The organism is Variovorax sp. GW821-FHT10B04 (assembly GCF_059415645.1).
The window spans coordinates 1-24,710 of the sequence record NZ_JBWKNQ010000002.1; the positions used below are offsets into that span (position 1 = coordinate 1).

At 68.9% G+C, this 24,710-nt stretch carries 21 protein-coding genes and 1 riboswitch; of the genes, 2 read left to right on the forward strand and 19 right to left on the reverse strand.

What is annotated here, in order from left to right:
* Nucleotides 1–255: 255 nt before the first annotated feature.
* Nucleotides 256–1,113 carry an oxidoreductase gene (locus tag AC07PZ_RS05080; RefSeq protein WP_495293954.1) on the reverse strand — a complete coding sequence of 286 codons (858 nt, stop codon included), beginning with the start codon at nt 1,111–1,113 and terminating at the stop codon, nt 256–258.
* A 122-nt stretch (nt 1,114–1,235) separates the two neighbouring features.
* On the opposite strand from AC07PZ_RS05080, the gene AC07PZ_RS05085 reads away from it, so the two are divergent.
* A complete protein-coding gene (locus tag AC07PZ_RS05085) occupies nt 1,236–2,213 on the forward strand; it encodes a LysR family transcriptional regulator (RefSeq protein WP_495293955.1) in 978 nt (325 codons plus the stop codon).
* Between the two features lie 39 nt (nt 2,214–2,252).
* Here the strand turns inward: AC07PZ_RS05085 and AC07PZ_RS05090 are convergent, their stop codons facing one another.
* From AC07PZ_RS05090 to AC07PZ_RS05105, 4 genes are all read right to left on the reverse strand, one after another.
* Nucleotides 2,253–2,987 (reverse strand): outer membrane lipoprotein, encoded by a 735-nt coding sequence (locus AC07PZ_RS05090; protein ID WP_495293956.1) that lies wholly within the window; start codon nt 2,985–2,987, stop codon nt 2,253–2,255.
* Between the two features lie 118 nt (nt 2,988–3,105).
* A complete protein-coding gene (gene metH, locus AC07PZ_RS05095; protein WP_495294544.1) occupies nt 3,106–5,820 on the reverse strand; it encodes a methionine synthase in 2,715 nt (904 codons plus the stop codon).
* Between the two features lie 86 nt (nt 5,821–5,906).
* Nucleotides 5,907–5,984, reverse strand: a riboswitch (S-adenosyl-L-homocysteine riboswitch).
* Nucleotides 5,985–6,104: 120 nt separating this feature from the next.
* Nucleotides 6,105–8,312 (reverse strand): ATP-dependent DNA helicase DinG, encoded by a 2,208-nt coding sequence (gene dinG / locus AC07PZ_RS05100; protein ID WP_495293957.1) that lies wholly within the window; start codon nt 8,310–8,312, stop codon nt 6,105–6,107.
* Between the two features lie 46 nt (nt 8,313–8,358).
* On the reverse strand, nt 8,359–8,796 hold the full coding sequence (locus tag AC07PZ_RS05105) for a PACE efflux transporter (RefSeq protein ID WP_495293958.1): 438 nt from the start codon (nt 8,794–8,796) through the stop codon (nt 8,359–8,361).
* A gap of 104 nt (nt 8,797–8,900) precedes the next feature.
* On the opposite strand from AC07PZ_RS05105, the gene AC07PZ_RS05110 reads away from it, so the two are divergent.
* Nucleotides 8,901–9,788 carry a LysR family transcriptional regulator gene (locus AC07PZ_RS05110; RefSeq protein ID WP_495293959.1) on the forward strand — a complete coding sequence of 296 codons (888 nt, stop codon included), beginning with the start codon at nt 8,901–8,903 and terminating at the stop codon, nt 9,786–9,788.
* Nucleotides 9,789–9,863: 75 nt separating this feature from the next.
* Here the strand turns inward: AC07PZ_RS05110 and AC07PZ_RS05115 are convergent, their stop codons facing one another.
* The 14 genes from AC07PZ_RS05115 to hutC form a co-directional block, all read right to left on the reverse strand.
* On the reverse strand, nt 9,864–10,652 hold the full coding sequence (locus AC07PZ_RS05115) for an SH3 domain-containing protein (protein ID WP_495293960.1): 789 nt from the start codon (nt 10,650–10,652) through the stop codon (nt 9,864–9,866).
* Between the two features lie 116 nt (nt 10,653–10,768).
* Complete coding sequence (locus AC07PZ_RS05120) at nt 10,769–11,818, reverse strand: homocysteine S-methyltransferase family protein (protein WP_495293961.1); 1,050 nt, start codon at nt 11,816–11,818, stop codon at nt 10,769–10,771.
* A 483-nt stretch (nt 11,819–12,301) separates the two neighbouring features.
* Complete coding sequence (locus AC07PZ_RS05125; protein ID WP_495293962.1) at nt 12,302–12,712, reverse strand: M35 family metalloendopeptidase; 411 nt, start codon at nt 12,710–12,712, stop codon at nt 12,302–12,304.
* A 6-nt stretch (nt 12,713–12,718) separates the two neighbouring features.
* On the reverse strand, nt 12,719–13,012 hold the full coding sequence (locus AC07PZ_RS05130) for a hypothetical protein (protein ID WP_495293963.1): 294 nt from the start codon (nt 13,010–13,012) through the stop codon (nt 12,719–12,721).
* Nucleotides 13,013–13,058: 46 nt separating this feature from the next.
* Nucleotides 13,059–14,447 (reverse strand): FAD-binding oxidoreductase, encoded by a 1,389-nt coding sequence (locus tag AC07PZ_RS05135; protein WP_495293964.1) that lies wholly within the window; start codon nt 14,445–14,447, stop codon nt 13,059–13,061.
* A 71-nt stretch (nt 14,448–14,518) separates the two neighbouring features.
* The gene (hutG, locus tag AC07PZ_RS05140; RefSeq protein WP_495293965.1) at nt 14,519–15,337 is read right to left on the reverse strand and encodes an N-formylglutamate deformylase; all 819 of its coding nucleotides are present in this window, start codon (nt 15,335–15,337) and stop codon (nt 14,519–14,521) included.
* Nucleotides 15,338–15,342: 5 nt separating this feature from the next.
* Nucleotides 15,343–16,728, reverse strand: coding sequence for a formimidoylglutamate deiminase (locus AC07PZ_RS05145; protein ID WP_495293966.1), 1,386 nt, complete (start codon nt 16,726–16,728; stop codon nt 15,343–15,345).
* A gap of 415 nt (nt 16,729–17,143) precedes the next feature.
* Nucleotides 17,144–18,358, reverse strand: a complete 1,215-nt coding sequence (gene hutI / locus AC07PZ_RS05150; protein WP_495293967.1) for an imidazolonepropionase — start codon at nt 18,356–18,358, stop codon at nt 17,144–17,146.
* Nucleotides 18,359–18,408: 50 nt separating this feature from the next.
* Nucleotides 18,409–18,990, reverse strand: coding sequence for a HutD/Ves family protein (locus tag AC07PZ_RS05155; RefSeq protein ID WP_495293968.1), 582 nt, complete (start codon nt 18,988–18,990; stop codon nt 18,409–18,411).
* Complete coding sequence (locus tag AC07PZ_RS05160; protein WP_495293969.1) at nt 18,987–19,655, reverse strand: amino acid ABC transporter permease; 669 nt, start codon at nt 19,653–19,655, stop codon at nt 18,987–18,989. The genes AC07PZ_RS05155 and AC07PZ_RS05160 overlap by 4 nt, the downstream gene beginning before the upstream one ends.
* A gap of 107 nt (nt 19,656–19,762) precedes the next feature.
* Entirely contained in the window at nt 19,763–20,512 is a 750-nt protein-coding gene (locus AC07PZ_RS05165; protein ID WP_495293970.1) for a transporter substrate-binding domain-containing protein, read from the reverse strand.
* A gap of 40 nt (nt 20,513–20,552) precedes the next feature.
* Complete coding sequence (hutU, locus tag AC07PZ_RS05170; protein ID WP_495293971.1) at nt 20,553–22,250, reverse strand: urocanate hydratase; 1,698 nt, start codon at nt 22,248–22,250, stop codon at nt 20,553–20,555.
* A 52-nt stretch (nt 22,251–22,302) separates the two neighbouring features.
* The gene (hutH, locus tag AC07PZ_RS05175) at nt 22,303–23,889 is read right to left on the reverse strand and encodes a histidine ammonia-lyase (RefSeq protein WP_495294545.1); all 1,587 of its coding nucleotides are present in this window, start codon (nt 23,887–23,889) and stop codon (nt 22,303–22,305) included.
* Between the two features lie 68 nt (nt 23,890–23,957).
* On the reverse strand, nt 23,958–24,710 hold the full coding sequence (hutC, locus tag AC07PZ_RS05180; RefSeq protein WP_495293972.1) for a histidine utilization transcriptional repressor HutC: 753 nt from the start codon (nt 24,708–24,710) through the stop codon (nt 23,958–23,960).

Below are 24,710 nucleotides of genomic sequence, written 5' to 3' on the forward strand. Positions count from 1 at the left end.
TTCCCTTCTGCGCCGCTGAGGAGCGCAGCTTCAGGCGGATCAGGGCCGCAGCTGTTTGAGTGGAACGCAGTGGAGCGAGTTCTGCGGACCCCGCCTGAAGCGAGCACCGCAAGGGAGCCCGAAGGGCCGGCGCAGCGGGTCGCCTGGCCCACACCGCGTACCGGGCGCGTCCCACCAACGTCAACGTCAACGTCAACGTCAACGTCAACGCCAACGCCAACGAACAACGTCAACCAACGCAAAGCCCCGTACCAGTCAAGCACCCACAGGAAAGTCAGTAGAAGCAGCCACGCTTTCCCATGCCGCAGTCTCCGCCGCCAACGAAGCCATCGAATCGCGGATCACCTGCAACGTATCCGTGCCCAACGGCAGGCGCATCGGCGGCTTCGGTGATTCGACCATTGCGATCACTGCCTGCGCCAGCTTCTCGGGGTCACCCGGCTGGTTGAGGCTGATCCGCTTCGCGGCGATGCGCACCTGACCCGACGTGCCCTCGTAGTCGTCGATGAGGCGCGGCGACACGGTGAGCGAGGTGTTCTCGAGGAAGTCGGTGCGGAAGTAGCCCGGCTCGACCGCCGTCACATGGATGCCCAGCGGCGCCAACTCGTTGTGCAAGGCCTGGTTCAAGCCTTCCACCGCGAACTTGGTCGAGCAGTACACGCCGAAGCCCGGTCCCGACTGGTGGCCGCCCAGCGACGACAGGTTCAGCACATGGCCGCTGCGCCGCGCACGCATCGACGGCAACACCGCACGCGTCACGTTCAGCAGGCCGAAGACATTGGTCTCGTACAGCTTGCGCACCTCGTCGGCCGTGGCTTCTTCCACCGCGCCGAGCAGGCCGAAGCCCGCGTTGTTGACCAGCACGTCGATGCGGCCGAAACGCGCGATCGCGGCTTCCACGGCCTGCGCCGCCTGGGCCTCGTCCGTCACGTCGAGCGACACCGCGAGCAGCGCCGGATGGTCGCCGAAGCGCGCCACCAGCGACGCCGCGTTGCGCGCCGTGGCGACCACCGCGTCGCCATGCGCCAGCACGGCCTCGGCCATGCGGGCGCCCAGCCCGCGCGATGCGCCGGTGATCAGCCAGACGCGCTTGAATTCAGTGTTTGCAGTCATGTCGGTTCCTTCGAAACAGGTGGATGAAAAGTGGCGATAGGGGGCAATGTAGGTTTTGCAACGAACATCGAATAGCCCACATTTGCTCGCTTCATTCACAAGGCAATCGTGATAATCCGCGCATGGCCTTCAACGAACTCCGCGCCATCTCCACCTTCATCCAGGCGGCCGAACTCGGCAGCCTGCGGCAGGCCGCCGCGGCCCAGGCGATCACACCGCAGGCTGCAAGCCTGGCGCTCGCGCAACTCGAGGCGCACCTGGGCGTCCGCCTGTTCCACCGCACCACGCGACGGCTCAGCCTGACCGAAGAAGGCAGCCAGTTCCTCGAAGCTGCGCAGCCCGGCCTGGCCACGCTGCACCGCGCGCTCCAGGGCGCGCGGCGCGGCCGCGAAGAGATCGCCGGCCCGCTGCGCATCGTGGCGCCACGCGCGACCATGCTGCAGGTGCTGTGGCCGGTGCTCGAAGCCTTCTGCCAGGCGCATCCGCTGATCGAGCCCGACGTGCAGCTCGACGACCGCATCGGCAACTGGGTGGAGGAACGGGTCGATCTCGGCTTTCGCGTCGGCCGCGCGCCGCAAGACGGGCTGATTGCGCGGCTGCTGATGCCGGTGCAGCTGGTGGTCTGCGCCGCGCCTTCCTACATCGCGCGATTCGGCGCGCCGGCGAGCATCGACGAACTCGCCCATCACCGCTGCAGCTGCTTCCGGCATCCAACGACCGGCAAGGTCATGCCCTGGGAATTCAAGGTCGGCCAGGAGATCGTGGCGCGGGACATCGCACCCGCCTTCTGCACCAACGACGTCGATCTCGAAGCCCGTGCCGTGGTGGCCGGGCAGGCCATCGGCCAACTGGTCGGTGCGACCGCCGCGCCGTTCGTGCGGTCCGGCCAGCTGGTGCCGCTGCTGACCGCGCACGTGACCGACCACCTCGGCCTGTACGTGTACTACGGCAGCCGCATCGCACAGCCCGCACGGGTGCGGGCCTTCATCGACCTGGCTGCGCAGATGCTGGCCGACGGTGGGTCGTTCGTGCTGCAGCCGGCTGAACTCACACCGCCGGCACGACGACGCACGCCCCAGGCCCGCAAGGCCCGCCGCTGAGCCCTGTCACGGGCAGCAGCGGGGCTTGAGGCGTGTGGATCAGGCGCGGCCGTCGGCCGGACGCAGCACCTTGCCGTCGACCGTGACGGCCTTGCCGATGGGCGGTGCGCTCGCCGTCTCGAAGGTGCGCAGCGAGCCGTCGTCCATGCGCACATGCACTTCATAGGCAGTCACCGTGCGGGTGCGCTTCTCGACCGTGTTGCCGAGGTAGCCGCCGCCGACGGCACCGAGCACCGTGGCCGCGGCGCGTCCGGTGCCACCGCCGACCTGGTTGCCCAGCACGCCGCCAAGGACGCCACCCGCCACGGCGCCGACGCCCGTGGGTGCCGCGGCGCGCTGCACCGTGTGAACGGACTCGACGCGACCGCAGGTCGCGCAGATCGGCCGCGGTGCCGGGCGCGGAGCAGGCGCCGCAGCCACAACGGGCGCGGGCGCTGGTGCACGGCCCGGTGCCGTCCATGCCGCCTGCGGCGCGACAGGCGCCGGTGCCGGAACGTTCACCGCGGCCTGTGGCGCAAGCGGCGCCGGCGCATCGCCGGCCTTGAAGTCATCGGGGCCTTGCAGGGGCAGGTTGCTCGATGCCGATGCCAGGGCCGGCGGCGGTGGCGAATCGCTGCGTTGATGCAGCAGCACGCCGCCAAGTGCCGCAACGGCCACCACGAGTCCGCCGATCACGGCCCAGAGGGCCTTCGGCGTGGAGGACGCGTTTGGCGATGTCGAACCCGGCGGCCGGAAATCGGGCCGGTCGGAAGAGGGAAGCGAACTGGAGTCCATGGCGTTGTCCTTTCTTGAGACTTGCGGGGCGGGTGCGGACACCCGAAAGGACAGCTTAGACACGCGGACACCGCTTGTGGCGCCCCCGGCCTGTAAGAGGCGTAAACGCGCCGCAGGCCTACAGGTTGGGCGCCAACAGGCGCTCAAGCTCGCTCTCGCTTGTCCTGCGCCGCGCCGCCTGATCGACCAGTTGGTCATGCCCGATCTTGCCGACGTTGAAGTACACGGCGTCCGGATGGCTCAGCTGGAAGCCGCTCACGCTGGCGGCCGGCGTCATCGCCAGGCTCTCGGTCAGCGTCATGCCGATGTCCGCGCACTGCATGACCTCGAACATCTCGCGCTTCACGCTGTGGTCCGGGCAGGCCGGATAACCGGGCGCGGGGCGGATGCCGCGGTACTTCTCGGCAATCATGTCCTCGTTGCTCAGCCCCTCGTCGGCCGCATAGCCCCAGAGGTCGGTGCGCACGCGGTGATGCAGCGACTCGGCGAAGGCCTCGGCCAGCCGGTCGGCCAGCGCCTTGAGCATGATGGCCGAGTAGTCGTCGAGGTCGTCGACGAAGGCCTTCTCCTTCTTCTCGACGCCCAGGCCGGCCGTGACGGCGAACATGCCCACGTAGTCCTTGATGCCGCTGTCGCGCGGTGCCACGAAGTCGGCCAGGCAGCGGCTCGGGCGCATCACGCCTTCGATCATCTGCTTCTCGGTCTGCTGGCGCATGCCGTACCAGGTCATCGCGACATGGCTGCGCGTCTCGTCGGTGTAGAGCTCGATGTCGTCGTCGTTCACGGTGTTCGCAGGCCAGAAGCCGACGATGCCGCTCGCGCTGAGCCAGCGGCCTTCGATCAGGCGCTTGAGCATGCGCTGGCCGTCCGCATACACGCGCACGGCCTCGGTGCCGACGATCTCGTCTTTCAGGATCGCGGGGAACGGCCCGGCCAGGTCCCAGGTCTGGAAGAACGGCCCCCAGTCGATGTACTTCGCGAGCTCGGTGAGATCGAAGTTCTTGAACACGCGGCGGCCGATGAACTTGGGCACCGGCGGCGTGTAGTTCGTCCAGTCGATCGGCGTCTTGTTGGCACGCGCCTTGGCCAGCGGCCACAGCGGCACCTGCTTCTTGTTCGCGTGCTGGTGGCGCACCTTGTCGTAGTCGGCGTTGAGCTCGTCGATGTACTTCGCGGCCTGGTCCGAAAGCAGCGACTGCGCCACGCTCACGCTGCGCGAGGCGTCCGGCACGTAGACCACCGGGCCTTCGTAGTTGGGCGCGATCTTCACGGCGGTGTGCACGCGGCTGGTGGTCGCGCCGCCGATCATCAGCGGGATCTTCTTGATGCGGAAATGGTCGTCGCGCTGCATCTCGCCGGCCACGTACTGCATCTCTTCCAGGCTCGGCGTGATCAGGCCGCTCAGGCCCACGATGTCGGCACCCTCGACCTTGGCGCGCGCCAGGATCTCGTGGCACGGCACCATCACGCCCATGTTCACGACCTCGAAGTTGTTGCACTGCAGGACCACCGTGACGATGTTCTTGCCGATGTCGTGCACGTCGCCCTTCACGGTCGCGATGATGATCTTGCCCTTGGTGCGCACGTCGCGGCCGGCGGCCTCGTCGCGCAGCTTCTCTTCCTCGATGTAGGGCAGCAGATGCGCCACCGCCTGCTTCATCACGCGGGCCGACTTCACCACCTGCGGCAGGAACATCTTGCCCGCGCCGAACAGGTCGCCGACCACGTTCATGCCGTCCATCAGCGGGCCTTCGATGACGTGCAGCGGCCGGCCGCCCTTGGCGAGGATCGCGCGGTAGGCCTCCTCGGTGTCCTCGACGATGAACTCGGTGATGCCGTGCACCAGCGCATGGCTGAGCCGGTCGCCGACGCTCACCGGTGCCTCGGGCGTGCCGCGCCAGTCGTTGCGCTTGCTCTCGTCCTTGGCGCCGCTCTTGGCCGTCTCGGCAACTTCGACCAGGCGCTCGCCGGCATCGGGCCGGCGGTTCAGGATCACGTCTTCCACGCGCTCGCGCAGCACCGGCTCCAGGTCGTCGTACACGCCGACCATGCCGGCGTTGACGATGCCCATGTCCATGCCGGCCTGGATCGCGTGGTACAGGAACACGGTGTGGATGGCTTCGCGCACCGGGTCGTTGCCGCGGAAGCTGAAGCTCACGTTCGACACGCCGCCCGACACCTTGGCGCCGGCCAGGTTCTGCTTGATCCAGCGCGTCGCCTCGATGAAGTCGACCGCGTAGTTGTTGTGTTCCTCGATGCCCGTCGCCACCGCGAAGATGTTCGGGTCGAAGATGATGTCCTCGGGCGGAAAGCCGACCTCGTCGACCAGGATGCGGTAGGCGCGCTCGCAGATCTCGGTCTTGCGCGCGAAGGTGTCGGCCTGGCCGACCTCGTCGAAGGCCATCACGACCGCCGCCGCGCCGTAGCGCCGCACCAGCCGCGCCTCGTGCTTGAACTTCTCGACGCCCTCCTTCATGGAGATCGAGTTGACGATGCCCTTGCCCTGGATGCAGCGCAGCCCGGCCTCGATCACATCCCACTTGGAACTGTCGACCATGATCGGCACGCGCGCGATGTCGGGCTCCGACGCGATCAGGTTCAGGAAGCGGACCATCGCGGCCTTGCTGTCGAGCATGGCCTCGTCCATGTTGATGTCGATCACCTGCGCGCCGTTCTCGACCTGCTGGCGCGCGACGGCCAGCGCCTCTTCGAACTGCCCGTTCAGGATCATCCGCGCGAAGGCCTTGGACCCGGTGACGTTGGTGCGCTCGCCGATGTTGACGAACAGCGTGCCTTCGCCGATCTGCACGGGCTCGAGGCCCGACAGCTTCATGGCCGGCACGGCAGTGCCAGCGGTGTCGACGGAATTGACGGAGGACGAAGCGGAAGAAGACATGGGCTCACCTGGATGCACGGGGGTTCAGGTGAGCGTCGTTGCGAAGAAGACCCGAGCCTGGCGGAGGCTGAAAGCCTGCCGCTGCAACGCTCCTCGGGAGCGCGGATTTTAGTTGGCTTTCACGGGCCGACGCAGGGGTCGGAATTGGAGCGGAACGAAGCGCGGGGGCATTGGGTGCGGCGCGGGGGAAACCGGGCAAGGCGTCAAACGAGCAACGCACCTCAGGAAACCGCCGACAACTCCCCCGCCCGCACCGTCGTCAGCGCGAACGGCGGCAACCCCTGCAACAGCCGCTGCCCGTAGGATGTTCGCACCAGCCGCCGGTCGTAGCAATGCACGCTCGCCCGGTCGTCCTCGGTGCGGATCGCGCGCCCCACCCACTGCGCGAGCCGGATCGCCGTCGCCGGCACGACCAGCTCGACGAACGGGTCGCGCCCCACGCTGCGCAGCCACTCGGCGCGCGCCTCGCCCACCGGATCGTCCGGCGGCGCGAAGGGCAGCTTGGTGATGAAGACGGATTCGCAGAGCCGGCCCGGCAGGTCCAGTCCTTCGCCGAAGGATTGCATGCCGAAGATGATCGACGGCACGCCATCGGCAACGCGCGCGCGGTGCGTCGCCATCAGTTGCTGGCGCGGCAATGCGGTCTGCACCAGCACGCGCGGGCGCAGCGCATCGGGCAGCGCGAGCACCGCCAGCCGCAATTGCTCGCGCGACGTGAACAGCACCAGCGCGCCATGCCGCACACCGGCCAGGTCGCGCACCAGCGCCTGCACCATCTCCGCCACGTAGGCCGCGGCATCGCGCGGATCGGCACGGGTCTCGTTGGCCAGCAGGCGACCCTGCGTGGCGTAGTCGAACGGGCTCGGCACCTCCAGCGTGGTGGCGGCGCCGGCCTCGTGCAGCGCCTGCAGGCCGGACTCGCGCAGGAAGAAATCGAAACGGCCGCAACTCGTCAGCGTGGCCGACGTCAGCACCGCGCCGCGCACCTTGTTCCAGAGGTTGTGCCGCAACGTCGCACCGGGCAACAGCGGGCTCGCATGGGCCTGCAGCGACGGCGTGTCGCCCTCCATGTCCAGCGTGAACCACTTGGCGGCGGGCACGGCTTCGGGGTCGGCGTCGGCGTCGCGCAGCATCAGCTGGGCGGTGTCGAGCATCTGCTCGAGCCGCGGCGCCAGCGCACCGAGCTGCGCGTACATCGACGACAGCCGGCGCGCCTGGCCCGGGTTGTCGCGCAGCTCCGCGCGCAGGGCCTTGGCGATGGTGCGCAGCGCCTCCAGAAAGCCGTTGGCATGGTGCGCGATCTGGCCGATCGGCCCGTCCAGCGCCTCCGGCAGCACGCCGCGCGGCAGCCGTGCCCGCGCCGGCCCGCGGCCCGGTGGGCCGCCGGAATCCGCACGCAGCGTGTCGCCATACAGGTCCATCACCAGGCGCTCGGTGTCCTGCAGCGCCTGGCGCATCCGCGCGGCATGCGTCGGGATGTCGGCCACCTCGGTGACTTCCAGCCGCACGCCGACGCGCACCGCGCGCTGCGCCAGCCGCTCGACCCAGCCATGCCGGCCCAGGTCCATGCGGCAGGCGAACTGCGCCAGCGACGTCGCCGGCAGGTGATGCGCCTCGTCGAGCACCAGCAGGCAGTTGTCCAGTTCGGGCAGGAGCCTGTTGCCGAGCGAGGACAGCAGCAGGTCGTGGTTGACCACGATGACCTGCGCGCCGACCAGCGTCTTGCGGCGTTCGTAATACGTGCATCCGTTGAACGACGGGCAATGCTTGCCGGTGCACGAGGCCGCATCGGCCGCCATCGACGACCAGACTTCCGGCGCCGGCGGGTTGTCCAGCGTGTCGCGATCGCCGTCCCAGGCACCGCGTGCCAGCGCCTGCGCGATGCCCGTGTAGAACTGGAGGCGCGCGGCCACCTCGTGCTGCGGCCGCGCGGCACGCGCCGCGGATTCCTCCTCGGCGAACAGATCGCCCTCGAAGTCCTCGTCGTCTTCCGCCTCGTCGGCCATGCCGGTCAACCGGCCGAGCTTCAGCTGGCAGACGTAGCGCCCGCGGCCCTTGGCCAGTGCGAAACGGAAGGGTTGCGGCATCAGCGCGGCGAGTGCGGGAAGGTCCTTGTCGACCAGTTGCTCCTGCAGCGCCACGGTGGCGGTGGAGATCACGACGCGCGTGTTGCGTGCCAGCGCCAGCGCGATGGCCGGCGCGCAATACGCCAGCGACTTGCCGACGCCGGTGCCGGCCTGGATCACCGCGATGGACCGTGCCGGCTCGTCGGCGTCGTCCTCGGTCTTGCCGAGCGTGGCGGCGGCGAGCGTGCCGGCCACCTGTTCGGCCATGCGGCGCTGCCCGTCGCGGCTGCGGAAACCCGCGCTGGCCTGGACCACCTCATCGAACGCCTGCAGGGCGGACGCGGCCCATTCCAAAGAAGACATTCCCGAGTGTTGCATGCGCGGCCGACGCCGCCGCGCCGCACGGGAATCAGGCTGGCTGCGGCGCCTGCGCCGCGGAGGCCGGCAGGCCGAAGATTGCGTCGAACGCCCAGTTGAAGACGAAGGTGTAGACCAGGAAGAACACCACCAGCCCGAGGTCCATCACCAGTGCGTGCCACAGGCTCATGTCGAACCACCAGGCGATGGTCGGCACCAGCAGCGCGACCAGGCCGCCCTCGAAACCGACCGCGTGCGCGATGCGGCGCAGCACGCTGCGGCCCCGCACGGCCTGGCGCGCCTCCCAGCGCTCGAAGACAGCGTTGAACGCCAGGTTCCAGACCACCGCGATCGCCGAAGTGATCATCGCGAGCACGCCCGAATGCGCGAGACCCTGGCCCGACATCGCCGACAGACCGGCACTCGCCCCGAAGATGGCGATGCCTTCGTAGAGCGTGATGTACACGACGCGGCGCTTGATCCCTTGCATGGCTTCTTCCTGAAAACGATGGAACAGGTTGGACTTTATGTGCCACCGGCTGATATAAGAAGTCAGCTTCTTTCAGATTTATTGATGGATCGGATCCGGGCGCCATGAGTTTTTCGAGCGACAACGTCCAAGTCTTCCTCGCCGTGCTCGACCACGGCTCCTTTTCAGCGGCTGCACGCTCGCTCGGCCGCGTGCCGTCGGCCGTCAGCATGGCGATCGCAGGGCTGGAGGCCGAACTCGACCTCGCGCTGTTCGAACGCGTGGGGCGCGAGCCGCGCCCGACCGCCGCGGCGCGGTCGCTGGAGCCGCAGGCGCGGCTGCTGGCGGCGCAGCTCAAGCAGCTGCAGGTGCAGGCGCTGTCGCTCACGCAGGGGCTGGAGAACCGGCTCACGCTGGCGATCGCACCCGAGCTGCTGGCTGCGCCCTGGAGCGGCGCCCTGGCGGCGCTGGCGCAGGAACACCCGCTGCTCGAAGTCGAGGTGCTGGCCGCACCGCAGGCCGACGCGCTGGCCCTGCTGCACAGCGGGCGCGCTCAGCTGGCGCTGGTGTTCGAGCGCCCGAGCCTGGAAACCCGCGAGGGGTTTCAGGAGGTCGCCAACGACACGATGGTGGCCGTGCTCGCGCCGGGCCATCCGGTGCTGGCGCAGGCCGGCGGCCGGCTGCGCGAGGAGCATCTGCACACGACGCGGCAGATCGTGGTCGCGGGCCGCGACCTGGCCAGCCGCGATCCGCGCTTCGTGTTCGCGCGGCACGTCTGGCGCACCGACAACGCGCTGGCGGCGCTGAGCCTGATCACCGCCGGCCTCGGCTGGGGCTGGCTGCCGCGCAACTTCGTGAAGCCGCACGTGGCGGCCGGAGAACTCATCGAGATTCCGTTCGAGAACCTCAGCAACGGCATCGACCTCTGGGTCGACGTGGTGTGGTCGCGCGAACGGCCACTCGGCCTCGGCGCGCAGCGCTTCGTGGCGCTGATCGCGCGCGACAAGGGCTGAGCGCCGCCGTCCATCCAAGAACACCGTCCCGCGCGCCGGCCGGATTCCGGCGCGTCAGGCCAGGCGGCGCGACGCTCAACGATCCGGGTTGCCCGGCGTTCCTGGCTGGTCTGGCAGGGCGCCGCGCGGACGGATGCCGTCCCCCCGCTCCTGCCGCTGCGGCCGCATGCCGCCTTCGCGGCCCGGACGCATGCCGGGATCGCGCTGCGGCCGCATCTCGTTGCCATTCGGGCGCTGAAAGTGCTGCCCCTGCTCGCGTCCTGGCGGCGCCTGGAATTCAGGCCTCGGACGAGGCCGCGAGTCGACCACCGGGCGCGGTCCCTGCCACGGATTGGGCCGCCACTGCGCCGCTGCGGGCGGCGGGCGTTGCCAGCCCTCGCGCGGCGGCGGCGGGCGGCCACCCCAGTAGCGGTTGTCGCCGTACCAGGGGCGGTCGCGGTAGTTGTTGCCCCAGTAGCTGCCGAGCGCGAAGGTCACGATCGGGATGCCGATGGCCGCGCCGTAGTTCGCCAGCGGCACGCGGCGGTCTTCATACGCATAGTCGATCGCGGCGGAATAGACCCAGCCGCGCAGGCCGTCCGGCATGACCACGTCGCACCAGCCGTAGCCCGACGTGCAGCCCGCCACGCTGAAAGGCTGGCCGTTGCCCAGGGACGCGACCACCGGATAGTCGGTGCCGGGCCCGGCCCGCAGATTGACGGCCATCCGCGCATAGGCCTGCTGCGCGGACGCAGCCACCGGCAGAACCAGCGCCAGCGACACGAAGGCGCCGGCACGGGCCCAGCGGGCAATGGAAGACGGCGTGCCGGCACGCGGCGCGGGCATCGGCGACCGGGATGACGGCGATGAGTCGGACTTGTTCATGATCGATCTCCAAGTGAGTCGACTCAGACTAGGCCGGCGGGCGGCGCCGTGTCAATCGGCGTTGCCCGTCTTCGACGAAGGACACCGCCGCGGATTCAAGCGGCTTTCAGGCGCTTTCAGGCCGCTTCGCGGTAGAACACGCTGCGCTGCGGCAAGGCCCGGCCGCCGACCGGCGCCACCGCACGGCCGATCGCCGCGATGTGGTCCGGCGTGGTGCCGCAGCAGCCGCCCACGATGTTCACCAGCCCGTCGGCCGCGAACTCGTGCAGCAGGCGCGACGTGACGTCGGGCGTCTCGTCGAAGCCGGTGTCGCTCATCGGGTTGGGCAGGCCGGCGTTCGGGTAGCAGCTGATGAAGGTGTCGCCGGCCACGCGTGCCAGCTCCTGGATGTAGGGGCGCATCAGCGCGGCGCCGAGCGCGCAATTCAGGCCGATGGCCAGCGGCTGCGAATGGCGCACGCTGTGCCAGAAGGCCGTCACGGTCTGGCCGCTCAGGATGCGGCCGGAGGCGTCGGTCACGGTACCGCTGATGATCAGCGGCAGGCGCTCGCCGGAGTTCTCGAAGTACTCGTCGATCGCGAACAGCGCGGCCTTGGCGTTCAGCGTGTCGAAGATGGTCTCGACCAGCAGCACGTCGCTGCCGCCTTCCACCAGCGCCTCGACCTGCTCGTAGTACGCAGCGCGCAGCGACTCGAAGTCGACGTTGCGTGCGCCCGGGTCGTTCACGTCGGGGCTGATGCTCGCGGTCTTGGGCGTCGGGCCCAGGGCGCCGGCCACGAAGCGCGGCTTGTCCGGCGTGCTGAATTTGTCGCAGGCGGCGCGCGCCAGCCTGGCGGACGCGAGGTTCATCTCGCGCGACAGGTCGGCCATCTTGTAGTCCTCCTGCGCGATGGTGGTCGCGCCGAAGGTGTTGGTCTCGATCAGGTCGGCGCCGGCGGCGAGGTAGCCCTCGTGGATGTCGCTGATCACTTCGGGGCGGGTCAGCGACAGCAGCTCGTTGTTGCCCTTCACGTCGCGCGGGAAGTCCTTGAAGCGTTCGCCGCGGTACTGCGCCTCGGTGAGCTTGAAGCGCTGGATCATCGTGCCCATGGCGCCGTCGAGGATGGCGATGCGTTGGGCGAGGATGCCAGGCAGGGCCTGGCCACGGGTGTAGACGAGGGGCTTCATGCCCCGGATTGTAGAAAGCGGGCCATGGCCCCTGCCCTGCTGCGGTCACTGGGTGACGCACAAAGCCGTCGTCAGTACTTGAAACCAGGGATCGGGACTGGATTGCAGTCTGGAGGGTTTAGAGGGGAGAGTTGAATGACGGCAGCGTGCGGCTTCGACTGTGTCGATGGCGGATAAGAATAGGAGTGCAAATGAATTGATAACCCCTCATACAAGCTGTGCAACGCTCGGGCCGTCACTTCAGCCCTTCGTCTTGCAAGACTCTTGTCATCTGGGGTTTCCGTACTGGCCGAACCTTCCACGTCGGCATCCTCGTAGTCATACCAGCTCTTGACTTTGGTCAGCCAATTGGCAAGACGAATGATCTGCCCACGATCAAGCTCTGAAGAATTCTCAGGGAACTCAAGCGTGATCTGAACCACGATCGAGCACGCCCTCGCGCCAAACGGCAATAACGCAAGCGCCAACAATAGTGCGGCAAACCTAATCGCCATAAACAACGTATCCCGTCAAGCTGTCCGCATTAGTCCGCGCCACGTTGGGCTGCGCGGCCAAGCCCAAGCTTTTCCTCATCTGATAGACGGTATCTCTGGAAGAAAAGGTGTCATTGAAATGGGTCACCTCGTGAATGAGCGTCCCCATTTTTGAGTCGATTCCGAAAGATTTGTCTGGGAGCGTACAAAAGTCGAGAGCGATGCCAATGGTCCGCGTTTTGGTGTCGGGGCCGCAAACCTCAGCCGCAAGCCCGTTCTTGTTTCCCGACGGCGTGCAGCCTACATTCCGCATCGCCTGTTCCGAGTAGCGCACGAAATTGTCGCCCGTCAGCCCCTGCAACACCTTGCGTGTCTGCTGGAAGCCAGTCTTCAAATACTGCCGCAACGTTTCGTCGCTCACACCGAACTACCTGGCTGCGCGCTGCTGTTCAGGTTTGCCCCATACGTCCAGATCCATCAGGCGTTTCTCGACCAGTCGGACGGCCAGATCTCGCAACTCAAGGACCAATTTGCAAAACTCCCGGAACGGGCGTAACGCCCACCACAAGTGCTTTTCGCAACATTCTTTTAATCTCCCAATTTGAGGAAGGAGATTTGTAAGTGGCTCGGCGTTGTCTTTTCCCTGTCGACGCGAGCAATTGCTGGCGAAACGGTAGTTCCTCACACTCACGTGAGTAAACGCTGCAACAGCAGCTTTCATGGGCCGGTCGCCTATCGACGGCCCTCCCTGGATTCGCTCTGAATTCTCAGAACACCTTGCCGGGGTTCATCAGCCCGAGCGGGTCGAGCGCCAGCTTGATCGCGCGCATCGCGTCGAGTTCGGCCGGCGTGCGGCTCACGCCAAGCCAGGGCTTCTTGTGCAAGCCGATGCCGTGCTCGGCCGACACGCTGCCGCTGAAGGCCGCGACCTGGCCGTAGACGATGCGCTCGACGTCTTCCTCGCCGCCATCGACCGTCGACATGTCGGTCGACACGTGCAGGTTGCTGTCGCCGACGTGGCCGAAGAACACCGTGTGGTGGCCGGGCCAGCGCGCGTCGAGCGCGGCGCGGCAGGCGTCGGCGAAGTGGCCGATGTCGGCCATCGGCAGGCTCACGTCGAAGTTGAGCGGCGGATGCATGTTGGCCGGCAGTTCGGCCGTGGCCTCGCGGATCTTCCAGAGCGCGCGCGCCTGGGCCTGCGACTGCGCGACGATGGCGTCGACCGCCTCGCCGGCCTCCATCGATTCGCCCAGCAGCACTTCGAGCGCATCGCGCAGCCCGGCCTCGTCGCTGCCCGTGACGTCGACCAGCGCAGCCAGCGGATGCACGGCGTCGAAGGGTTCGCGCAGGTGCTGCCACTGCAGCGACGCGGCGACGAAGTCGCGCCACATCAGCTCGAAGGCCGACACCGCCCCGGGAAAGCGCGACTGCAGCCGTGCCAGCAGCGCGAGCGCCACATCGAAGCCGGCCAGCGCGACCAGCACCGTGGCACGGGCGCGCGGCGCCGGATGCAGCCGCAGCACCGCGCGCGTGATCACGCCCAGCGTGCCTTCGGCGCCGATGAAGAACTGCTTGAGGTCGTAGCCGGTGTTGTTCTTGAGCATGGGCCGCAGCATCGGCAGCACGCGGCCATCGGCCAGCACCACTTCGAGGCCGAGCGTCTGCTCGCGCATCATTCCGAACTGCAGCACGCCGTTGCCGCCCGCGTTGGTCGCCAGGTTGCCGCCGATCTGGCACGAGCCGCGCGCCCCCAGGTCCACGCCGAACTGCAGCCCGACGGCCGCGGCCGCCTCCTGCACGGACTGCAGCGTGGCGCCGGCCTGCACGACGAGCGTGCCGGCCGATGTATCGACGGCGTCGATCGCGTTCATGCGTTCGAGCGACAGCACGATGCCGTCGGCGCAGGGCACGGCCGCGCCCGCCAGCCCGGTGCGCCCGCCTTGCGGGACGACGGGCACGCGGTGTTCGGTGCACAGGCGCAGCACGGCGGCGACCTCGTCGGTACTGCGCGGGCGCACCAGCGCCAGCGGCTGCACCGGCGCGACGCCGCTCCAGTCGGTGCGGTAAGCGGGCGGAATCGCGTCGCCGGTCAGCACGCCGTCGGCGCCGATGACGCTGGCGAGCGCGTAGAGAAAGGTCATGGGAGAAGTCGACATGCGGACGGGGCCGCAGTTTTCATGCCCGACAAAGGTCCGGACGTCGATTCGAGGTGCCGATGCGCATGGGCTCAGCCGCGGCGGCTGTCGGCGAAGGCCAGCATCGCCTCGATCATCCGGCGCACGTGCGGCTGCACGCCGGCCGCCACGGCGGGCAGGTAGTCGAAGGGCAGCGCTTCCTGCATGTAGCTGCTCTGCGTCATCTCCAGCTGCACGGCATGCACGTTGTCGGCCGGTCGGCCGTGGTGGCGCGTGATGTAGCCGCCGGTGAAGCGGCCATTGAGCACGCCGGTGTAGCCGGTGGCGCGCTCGGCGATGCCGAGCAGCGTCTGCGCCAGCGCGGGGTCGCAGCTGATGCCCTTGCCCGTGCCGAGGTTCAGGTCGGGCAGCTTGCCGTCGAAGAAGCGCGGCAGCACCGAGCGGATCGAATGCGCGTCCCACAGCATCGCGACGCCGTGTTCGGCGCGGATGCGCGCGAGTTCCTGCACGAGCTGCGCGTGGTACGGCCGCCAGATCGCATCGCGGCGCTCGGCGATCTCGGCCTCGCCGGGCACGTCGCCGGCCGCGTAGATCGGCGTGTCGTCGAAGGTGTCGACCGGACACAGGCCGGTGACGCTCTGGCCCGGATACAGGCTGGCACCGTCGGGCGAGCGGTTCAGGTCGATCACGTAGCGCGAATGCGTGGCGACCAGCACCGAGGCACCGAGTTCGTCGGCGAAGCCGTAGAGCCGCTCCAGGTGCCAGTCGGTGTCGGGCACATGGCGTGCCTCGTCGGTGAAGCGCGCGGCCAGCGCGGGCGGCACGAAGGTGCCGACGTGCGGCATCGAGATCAGCAGCGGCCGGTTACCCGCGCGAAAACGGAAGGGCGGTTCTGTGGTGGTGAAGGTCACGGTGGTCAATCTTCGGCAAGGAGTCGGTGGCGGGCGGCGACGAAGCCGGCCGCGGCGTCGCGGTGCAATGCGTGGCGTCCGGCGGTCACGCGCTCGCGGCCCGCGGCCCAGACGCCGTCGATGGCCGAGCTGCGGTGGCTCGCGAACACATGGGACGAGAGCATGTCGCGCGCCGAAAGCCCCTGCAGCGCGACATGCGCCGGGTCGAGCACGACGAAGTCGGCCTGCTGCCCGGGCGCGAGGCCGGCCACCGGCCGTGCGGACGCCTGCGCGCCGCCCTGCACCGCCGCCAGCGTGAGCGCGGCGGCGACGTCGTGTTGCGACGCGTCGGCGCCGACGTTGCGCTGGCGCGTGGCGAGGCGTTGTCCGTACTCGAGCAGCATCAGTTCCTCGGCCGCGTTGACGCAGGCGTGGCTGTCGGAGCCGACACCCCAGCGGCCGCCGTGCGAGCGCCACGCGGCGAAGTCGAACAGGCCGTCGCCGAGGTTGGCTTCGGTGCTCGGGCACAGGCCGGCCACCGCGCCGCTGCGCGCCGCGCGGCGGTATTCGTCGGCGTCCATGTGGGTCGCGTGGACCAGGCACCAGCGTGCGTCGACCGGCGCATGGTCGAGCAGCCAGGCCACCGGCCGCTGGCCGCTCCAGGCGAGGCAGGCGTCGACCTCCGCGGTCTGTTCGGCGATGTGGATGTGGACCGGCGCCGTGGGGTCGAGCGCGTCCAGCCCGGCGAGCGCATCGTGCAGGCCGTCGGGCGGCACGGCACGCAGCGAATGCGGCGCGAGCCCGAGCCGTGCGCCCTGCGCGTCGCACGCGGGCTTGAGCGCGGCGAGCAGCGCGAGCATCGAATCGGTCGAGCGGATGAAGCGGCGCTGCCCATCGGCCGGCGGCAGTCCACCGAAGCCGCTGGCCTGGTAGAGCACGGGCAGCAGCGTGAAGCCGATGCCGGCGGTGCGCGCCGCCCGCAGCAACGCGAGGCTCAGTTCCGCATCGTCGGCATAGGCGCGGCCATCGGGCTGATGGTGCACGTACTGGAATTCGCAGACGCTGGTGTAGCCAGCCTCGAGCATCTCGATGTAGAGCCAGGTGGCGATGGCTTCCATCTGCGCCGGGCCGAGGCGCGCGGCGAAGCGGTACATCAGCGTGCGCCAGCTCCAGAAGCTGTCCTGCGCCTCGGCGCGATGCTCGGTGAGGCCGGCGAAGGCGCGCTGGAACGCATGCGAATGGAGGTTCGGCAAGCCGGGGATGAGCGGGCCTCTGGCTTCGGTGGCGCCCTCGGGTCTCGGCATGCGGGCCTGGACGTGCGTGAGCTGGCCTGCATCGTTCCAGCGCAGGAGGACGTCGGTGGCCCAGCCGGTGGGGAGCAAGGCGTTGCGGGCGAAGAGTTGGTCAGTCATGCGCGTCCTTGCACTGCTTCGAATGTCCGCATGGCTTGCGGGTTGTTATGCGGTTGACGGTTGTGGAGAGGCGTCGGCGGGTGGGATGCCTTGCTTAGTGGCCGTCGCACGTCGCAACGTCGGCCAAGCCTCACGGTCGGTCCCAGACTTTCGTCGCGGTGCACACACCCTCCGAACACCCCCAAGCGCCCGGTATGCGGTGCAGTCCAGGCGATTCCCTTCTGTACCGCTGAGGAGCGGAGCCTTTCGCGGATCAGGGCTCGCCCTTGTTTGAGCGAAGCGAGTTTGGGCGGGACCCCGCGGAAGGCGAGCACCGCAAGGAAGCCCGAAGGGCCGGTACAGCGGGTCGCCTGGGCTGCACCGCATGCCGGGCGCGCCCTCCAACGTCCCGAGGCCTTGGCAACCAACAAGCCCATCACCTGACCACCCTTCCCTGCCGCACGACCCCCAGCACAAGCCGCTGCCCAAACCAATACGCCAACTCCGCAGGCTCCCGCAAATTCCACAGCACGAAGTTCGCCGGCACTCCCACCGCCAGCGCCCCGTGCGTCGCCTGCAGGCCCAGCGCGCGCGCCGCATGCACGGTCACGGCATCGATGGCTTCGGGCACGGTCAGGCGGAACAGCGTGCACGCCATGTTGACCATCAACAGCAGGCTCAGCGCTGGAGAGGTGCCGGGGTTGTGGTCGGTCGACACCGCCATCGGCACGCCAGCCGCGCGCAAGGCGGCGATCGGCGGCAGGTGCGTGTCGCGCAGCGTGTAGTACGCACCGGGCAGCAGCACGGCGACGGTGCCCGCGGCCCGCATCGCGTCGATGCCGGCCTGCGACAAGTGCTCGACGTGGTCGCACGACAGCGCACCGTAGCGTGCCGCCAGCGCCGCCCCACCCATGTCCGACAACTGCTCCGCGTGCAGCTTGACCGGCAGGCCGAGTGCGTTCGCCGCGCGGAAGACCTGCTCCGTCTCGGCCAGCGAAAACGCGATGCGCTCGCAGAACACGTCGACCGCATCGACCAGGCCTTCGGCGGCGAGCGCAGGCAGCATCTCGCGGCACACGAGATCGATGTAGTCGCCGCTCCGGCCGGCGTATTCCGGCGGCAGCGCGTGCGCACCCAGGAAGGTCGTGCGCACCGTCACGCCATGCGCTTCGCCGAGCCGGCGCGCCACGCGCAACTGCTTGCGCTCGTGTTCCAGCGACAGGCCGTAGCCGGACTTGATCTCGATCGCGCAGACGCCCTCGGCCAGCAGCGACTGGAGCCGCCCCGACGCGCTCGCGAACAGATCGTCCTCGCTCGCCTCGCGCGTCGCGCGCACGCTCGACACGATGCCGCCGCCCGCCCTGGCGACTTCTTCGTAGCTTGCGCCGGCCAGCCGCATGGCGAACTCGTTCGCGCGCTGGCCGCCATAGACCAGGTGCGTGTGGCAATCGACCAGCCCCGGCGTGACCAGCGCCCCGCCACCTTCGTGCCGTGGCAGCGCAGCGAATTCCGCAGGCAACCCTGCATGCGGTCCGACCCATGCGATGGCGCCCTGGGCAACCACGATCGCAGCGTCGACCTGCGGGTCGGACAGCAACCGCAGCCCGGTCCAGAGGCCGTCGGCGGAAGGCAGCGAGTCGAATGGTTTCATCGGAATGTCCATGGGCATGTCATGCGATCTTGCGGCAGGGTTGCCATGCATCAACCGCGGGAGAACCAGCGCACCGCCACCAGCCTGGCCGCGCCGTCGTCGTCGGCAGGTGCCAGCGCCCATGCGCGCGGTGCGTCGGCCCACCAGACACCTTCGCCGGCGGCCAGCGTTTCGCCATCGGCCCGCCATGTGCCTTGCAGGCTCATCAGCAGGCCGGCGGTCGCACCGGGCAACGCATGCGCCGCCTGCAGCACACGCACGTCCGCGCGGCAGCTCGCGCGGCGGCTCATCACGTTGAAGTCGGTCGATGCGCCACCGAGCATGTTGCAGTCGAGCGCCACGTCGCCGCCGAACGCGAAGGGTTCATGCGGCCGGTCGAGTCGATGGTCGATGCCACCGCCGGCGGCGCGCAGCCGCACGCCATCGCCGTCCAGCAGCATGATCGTGCGGTCCACGCCCGCGAAGACCGAGAACGGCCCGCTCGCGGCGATGGTCGCGATGCTCACGCGCCACTGGAAGGCATCGAGCCCGGCGCCGGGCGGCCAGCTCGCGATCTCGCGCGTGGTGCCGCCGCCGTTCTTCCAGGGCATCGCGGGCAAGGCATGCCGATCGAAACGATGGACGCCCGTCATCGGACCAGCCCACCCTGCCGCAGCTTCTGCTCGAAGTGCCGCAGCACCAGCGTGACGGTGCCCGTCAGCACGAAGTACACGAGCGCGATGGCGAGGTAGACCTCGAGCGACCGGTACGACACGCTGATGATCTTCTGGCCCTCATGCATCACGTCGTGGATGGTCAGCAGCGACACCAGCGCGGAATTCTTGATGAGCGCGATGAACTCGTTGCCCAGCGGCGGGATCATGCGCACCACCGCCTGCGGCAGCACGATCTGGCGCATCGCGACCGCGGGTGTCATGCCCAGCGACTGGGCTGCCAGCGTCTGGCCGCGGTCGATCGACTGGATCGCGCCGCGCACGATCTCCGACACGTACGCACCCGAATACACGCCCAGCCCCAGCACGCCGCACAGGAAGGCCGGCAGCAGGATGCCGAAGTGCGGCAGGCCAAAGAACAGGATGAAGAGCTGCACCAGCAACGGCGTGCCGCGGATGGCGGCGACGTAGGCCGTGCATGCGCCGTAGAGCCAGCGCCGCTTCGGGTCGAGCCGTCCGATGCCGACCAGCAGCCCGACCGCGCAGCCCAGCAGCAGCGCGCAGGCGGTGATCTCCACCGTGACCAGCGCACCGCGCAGCAGGTCGGGCCAGCCGGCCCAGACGGGCGAGAAGTCGAGGTCCATGGTGATGGGCGCCTACTCCCTCCCCCGCCGGCGGAGGGTTGGGGTGGAGGCAAGCGGCGGTGGCAAGCCCCCATCCCAACCTTCCCCCAAAAGGGGAAGGAGCAAAACTACTTCGTCGTATTGCTGAACCATTTCTTCACGATCGCCGCATAGGTGCCGTCCGCCTTCAGCTTCTCGATAGCGCCGTTCACCGCCACGGTCAGCTCGGGCGTGTCCTTGCGGATCGCCATGCCGTATTCCTCGGTCGTCAGCTGCTCGTCGAGCACCTTCAGGCCGGGGCGCGTGCGCACGTACTGGTAGGCCGCGGGCTTGCCGGTCACGGCCGCGTCGCTGCGGCCGATGTCGACCAGGTTGAACATCTCCTGGTTCTTCTCGACCTCCATCAGTTGCACCTGCGGGTACTTGTCCTTCACGTAGCTGACCGACTTGGTGCCGACCTGCACGCTGACCTTCTTGCCATTCAGGTCGGCCGGCGACTTGATGCTGGTGTTGTCGGCCTTGACCATCGCGACCAGGCCGCCCGCGTAATAGGGCGCGGTGAAGTCGACCACCTTCTTGCGCTCGTCCGTGATGTAGATCGCAGACACGGCCATGTCGAAGCGCTTGGAGATCAGGCCCGGGATCAGGCCCTTGAAGTCGATGTCGACCCATTCGACCTTGCGGCCCATCGCCTTGCCGACGGCCTCGACCAGCTCGATGTCGAAGCCGGTGCGCTTGCCGTTCTCGGTGAACTCCATCGGCGGGAAGGTGGCGTCGGTGCCGACGGTGAGCACGGCCTGTGCGTGGGCGAGGCTCGCGACACTGGAGAGCCCGGTCAAGGCGAGCAGGGCGGCGAGAAGATGGCGACGAAGGGACATGGTGGACTTTCTGCTGAAGGAAGGAAGCGACGGGAGGGCGTTACTTCACCATCGGCAGCTGAAGCGCGTGCTTCTTCGCCGTGGCGACCGCGATGTCGTAGCCCGCGTCCGCATGGCGCATCACGCCGCTGGCCGGGTCGTTCCACAACACACGCTCGATCCGCTTCGCAGCAGCATCCGTGCCATCGCAGACGATCACCATGCCGGCGTGCTGCGAATAGCCCATGCCGACGCCGCCGCCGTGGTGCAGGCTGACCCAGGTCGCGCCGCCCGCGGTGTTGAGCAGCGCGTTGAGCAGCGGCCAGTCGCTGACGGCATCGGTGCCGTCCTTCATCGATTCGGTCTCGCGGTTCGGGCTCGCGACCGAGCCGGTGTCGAGGTGGTCGCGGCCGATCACGATCGGCGCCTTCAGCTCGCCGGACTTCACCATCTCGTTGAACGCCAGGCCGGCCTTGTGGCGCTCGCCCAGGCCCAGCCAGCAGATGCGCGCGGGCAGGCCCTGGAAGGCGATGCGCTCGCGCGCCATGTCGAGCCAGCGGTGCGTGTGCTTGTTCTCCGGGAACAACTCCTTGATCTTGGCGTCGGTCTTGTAGATGTCTTCCGGGTCGCCCGAGAGCGCGACCCAGCGGAACGGCCCCTTGCCTTCGCAGAACAGCGGCCGGATGTACGCCGGCACGAAGCCGGGAAAGTCGAAGGCGTTCTTCAGGCCTTCGTCGAACGCGACCTGGCGGATGTTGTTGCCGTAGTCGACCGTCGGCACGCCCATCGCCTGGAAGTCGAGCATCGCCTGCACGTGCACCGCGCAGGACTTCGCGGCGGCGGCGGTCAGCTGCGCGTGCTGCGACGCGTCCTTCATCGCGGCCTGCCATTGCGGCACCGTCCAGCCCGCGGGCAGGTAGCCATGGACCAGGTCGTGCGCGGAGGTCTGGTCGGTCACGAGGTCGGGCTTGATCGCAGTGCCAGCCTTGGCGCGCCTGGCGAGCTCGGGCACGATCTCTGCCGCATTGCCGAGCAGAGCGATCGACACCGCCTCCTTGCGCGACGTGTGGTGCGCGATCAGCGCGAGCGCGTCGTCCAGGTCCTTCGCCTGCTTGTCGACGTAGCGCGTGCGCAGCCGGAAGTCGATGCTCGACTGCTGGCATTCGATGGCCAGCACGCAGGCGCCGGCCAGCACGCCCGCGAGCGGCTGCGCGCCGCCCATGCCGCCGAGGCCGGCCGTGAGGATCCACTTGCCGGCGAGGTCGTTGCCGTAGTGCTGGCGGCCGGCTTCGACGAAGGTCTCGAAGGTGCCCTGCACGATGCCCTGCGCGCCGATGTAGATCCAGCTGCCGGCCGTCATCTGGCCGAACATGAACAGGCCCGCGCGGTCGAGCTCGTTGAACTTCTCCCAGGTCGCCCACTTGGGCACCAGGTTCGAGTTGGCGATCAGCACGCGCGGCGCGTTCTCGTGCGTCTTGAAGACGCCGACCGGCTTGCCCGATTGAATGAGCAGCGACTCGTCGTCGTTCAGCGTCTTGAGCGACGCGAGGATCTGGTCGAAGCATTCCCAGTTGCGCGCGGCTCGGCCGATGCCGCCATAGACCACCAGGTCCTGCGGCCGCTCGGCGACCTCGGCGTCGAGGTTGTTCTGCAGCATGCGGAAAGGCGCTTCGGTCAGCCAGCTCTTGCAGCTCAGCACGCTGCCGCGCGGTGCGCGGATCACGCGGGTCGGGTCGTGGCGGGGATCGGGGGTCGTCATGGTGGAGGTCCTTGCGTCGGAAGGTACGGGAATGTGGGGGATCAATGCGCTTTCAGGCCGCGTCGGCGTGGCTCGGCAGCAGCGCCAGCAGCGGCGCGGGCCATGCGGTGACCAGCGCCCAGCGGCGCATCGTCTCGATGTCGGGTGCCAAGTAGCGGTCGCGTTCGAGGAACGCCACCTGCGTGCGGATGGCCGCGAACCCGGCTTCGACCAGCGGCGAACTCGCGAGCACCGGCGACTGGGCGGCGCGCTTGAGTTCGATGCCCTGCGCCGCCGCCATCGCCTCGATGCCAACCACCACCGCGGTGTTCTGCACCATGTCGGCGAGACGCCGCGCGGCGAAGGTCGCCATCGACACGTGGTCTTCCTGGTTGGCCGAGGTCGGCAGGCTGTCGACGCTGGCCGGATGCGCGAGCGACTTGTTCTCCGACGCCAAGGCCGCGGCCGTGACCTGCGCGATCATGAAGCCCGAGTTGACGCCGCCGTCGCGCACCAGGAAGGGCGGCAGGCCCGACAGGCCGGTGTCGAGCAGCAGCGCGATGCGGCGCTCGGCGATGGCGCCGATCTCGCTGATCGCCAGCGCCAGGATGTCGGCCGCGAACGCGACCGGCTCGGCGTGGAAGTTGCCGCCCGAGATGACCTCGCCCGTGTCGGTGAAGACCAGCGGGTTGTCCGATGCGGCATTCGCCTCGATCGCCAGCACGCGTGACGCGTGCACCAGGTTGTCGAGACAGGCGCCCATCACCTGCGGCACGCAGCGGATCGAATACGGGTCCTGCACGCGACCGCAGTCGGCGTGCGAGGGCACGATCTCGCTGCCGTCGAGCAGCGTGCGCAGCGCGGCCGCCACGGCGATCTGCCCCGGCTGGCCGCGCGCCGCATGGATGCGCGCATCGAAGGGCTTGACCGAGCCCTGGATCGCTTCGAGCGACAGCGCGCCCGACAGCAGGCCGGCGGCCAACACGTTCTCGGCGCCGAACAGGCCGGCCAGCGCGAGTGCGGTCGACACCTGCGTGCCGTTGAGCAAGGCCAGCCCTTCCTTCGGGCCCAGCACGAAGGGTTCGAGGCCGATGGCGCGCATCGCCTCGGCGCCGCCGACCACGCGTCCGCCCATCGATGCGGGCAGCGTCGCCTCGCCCTCGCCGATCAGCACGCAGGCCATGTGCGCGAGCGGCGCCAGGTCGCCCGACGCGCCGACCGAGCCCTTGGCCGGGATGCGCGGCAGCACGCCGGCATTGAACAGCGCGAGCAGCGCGTCGACCAGTTCCGGCCGCACGCCCGAATGGCCACGCGCCAGGCTCACGGCCTTGGTCGCGAGCACCAGGCGCACCACCGCGTCGGGCAGCGGCTCGCCGGTGCCGACGCTGTGCGACAGCACCAGGTTGCGCTGCAGCTCGGCCAGCCGTCCCGGCGGGATCACGGTCTGCGCGAGCTTGCCGAAACCGGTGTTGATGCCATAGACGACCTGCCCCGCGTCGACGATCTGCGCGACCGTCGCCTGCGCGGCGAGCAGCCCGGCGCGCGCGTCGCCGTCCAGCACGAGCCGCACGCCACCCGCGTGGACGCGGCGCAGCTCGGCGAGCGACACGGCACCGGGTACCAGCAGCAGAGCGTTCGAAGCATCGGAGGTGGTCGGCATCGTCATGGTCTGCTCCTGTCTATACAGCCTGGAATGTGCGTGAAGCGGTCGAAGCGCCGGATGCGCAATCAGCCGCGCGGCGCCGTGCCGTCGGGACGAAAGCGGCTGCCGAGCCGGTAGCGCGAGCCCGGATGCAGGCAGCGCACCAGCGTGACCGGCGTGCCCGCGGCCCAGGTGCGGCGCGTCAGCATCAGGCAGGGCTGGGTCGCCGGCATCTGCAGCAGCTCGGCCTGTTCGGCGGTCGGCAGGATCGCGTCGACCACATGTTCGATCTGGTCGAAGGGCACGTGCTTCACCAGGTACTCGGACGGCAGCAGCCGGGTGAAGTCCTGCCGGATGAAGTCGGGCGCCATGCGCGGATTGACGTAGCGGTCTTCCAGCTGCACCGGCACGTCGTCCTCGAAGTGCACGCAGCTCACGGCGAACACCGATTCGCCGGTGCGCAGGTCGAGCGCGGACGCCACGTCGAGCGGCGCCGCGACGCGCGCCAGCGACAGCAGCGCGCAGCGGTGGTTGTGGCCGCGCTGGCGGATCTCGTCGGCGATGTTGGCGATCTGCAGCAGCGTCGACTGCGGCTTCTGCTCGGCCACGAAGGAGCCGACGCCGGCCACGCGCACGATCTTTCCCTGGCCCGCCAGCTCGCGCAGCGCGCGGTTGACCGTCATGCGCGCGATGCCGAATTCGGTGACCAGTTCCTGCTCCGACGGCACGCGGTCGCCGGGCTTCCAGGAGCCGTCGGCGATCTTGCGGGCGACGAAGTCCTTCACCTGCTGGTAGAGCGCGGCCGGGGTGGCCGGGCGGGAAGTCGAGGCGACGGTCAT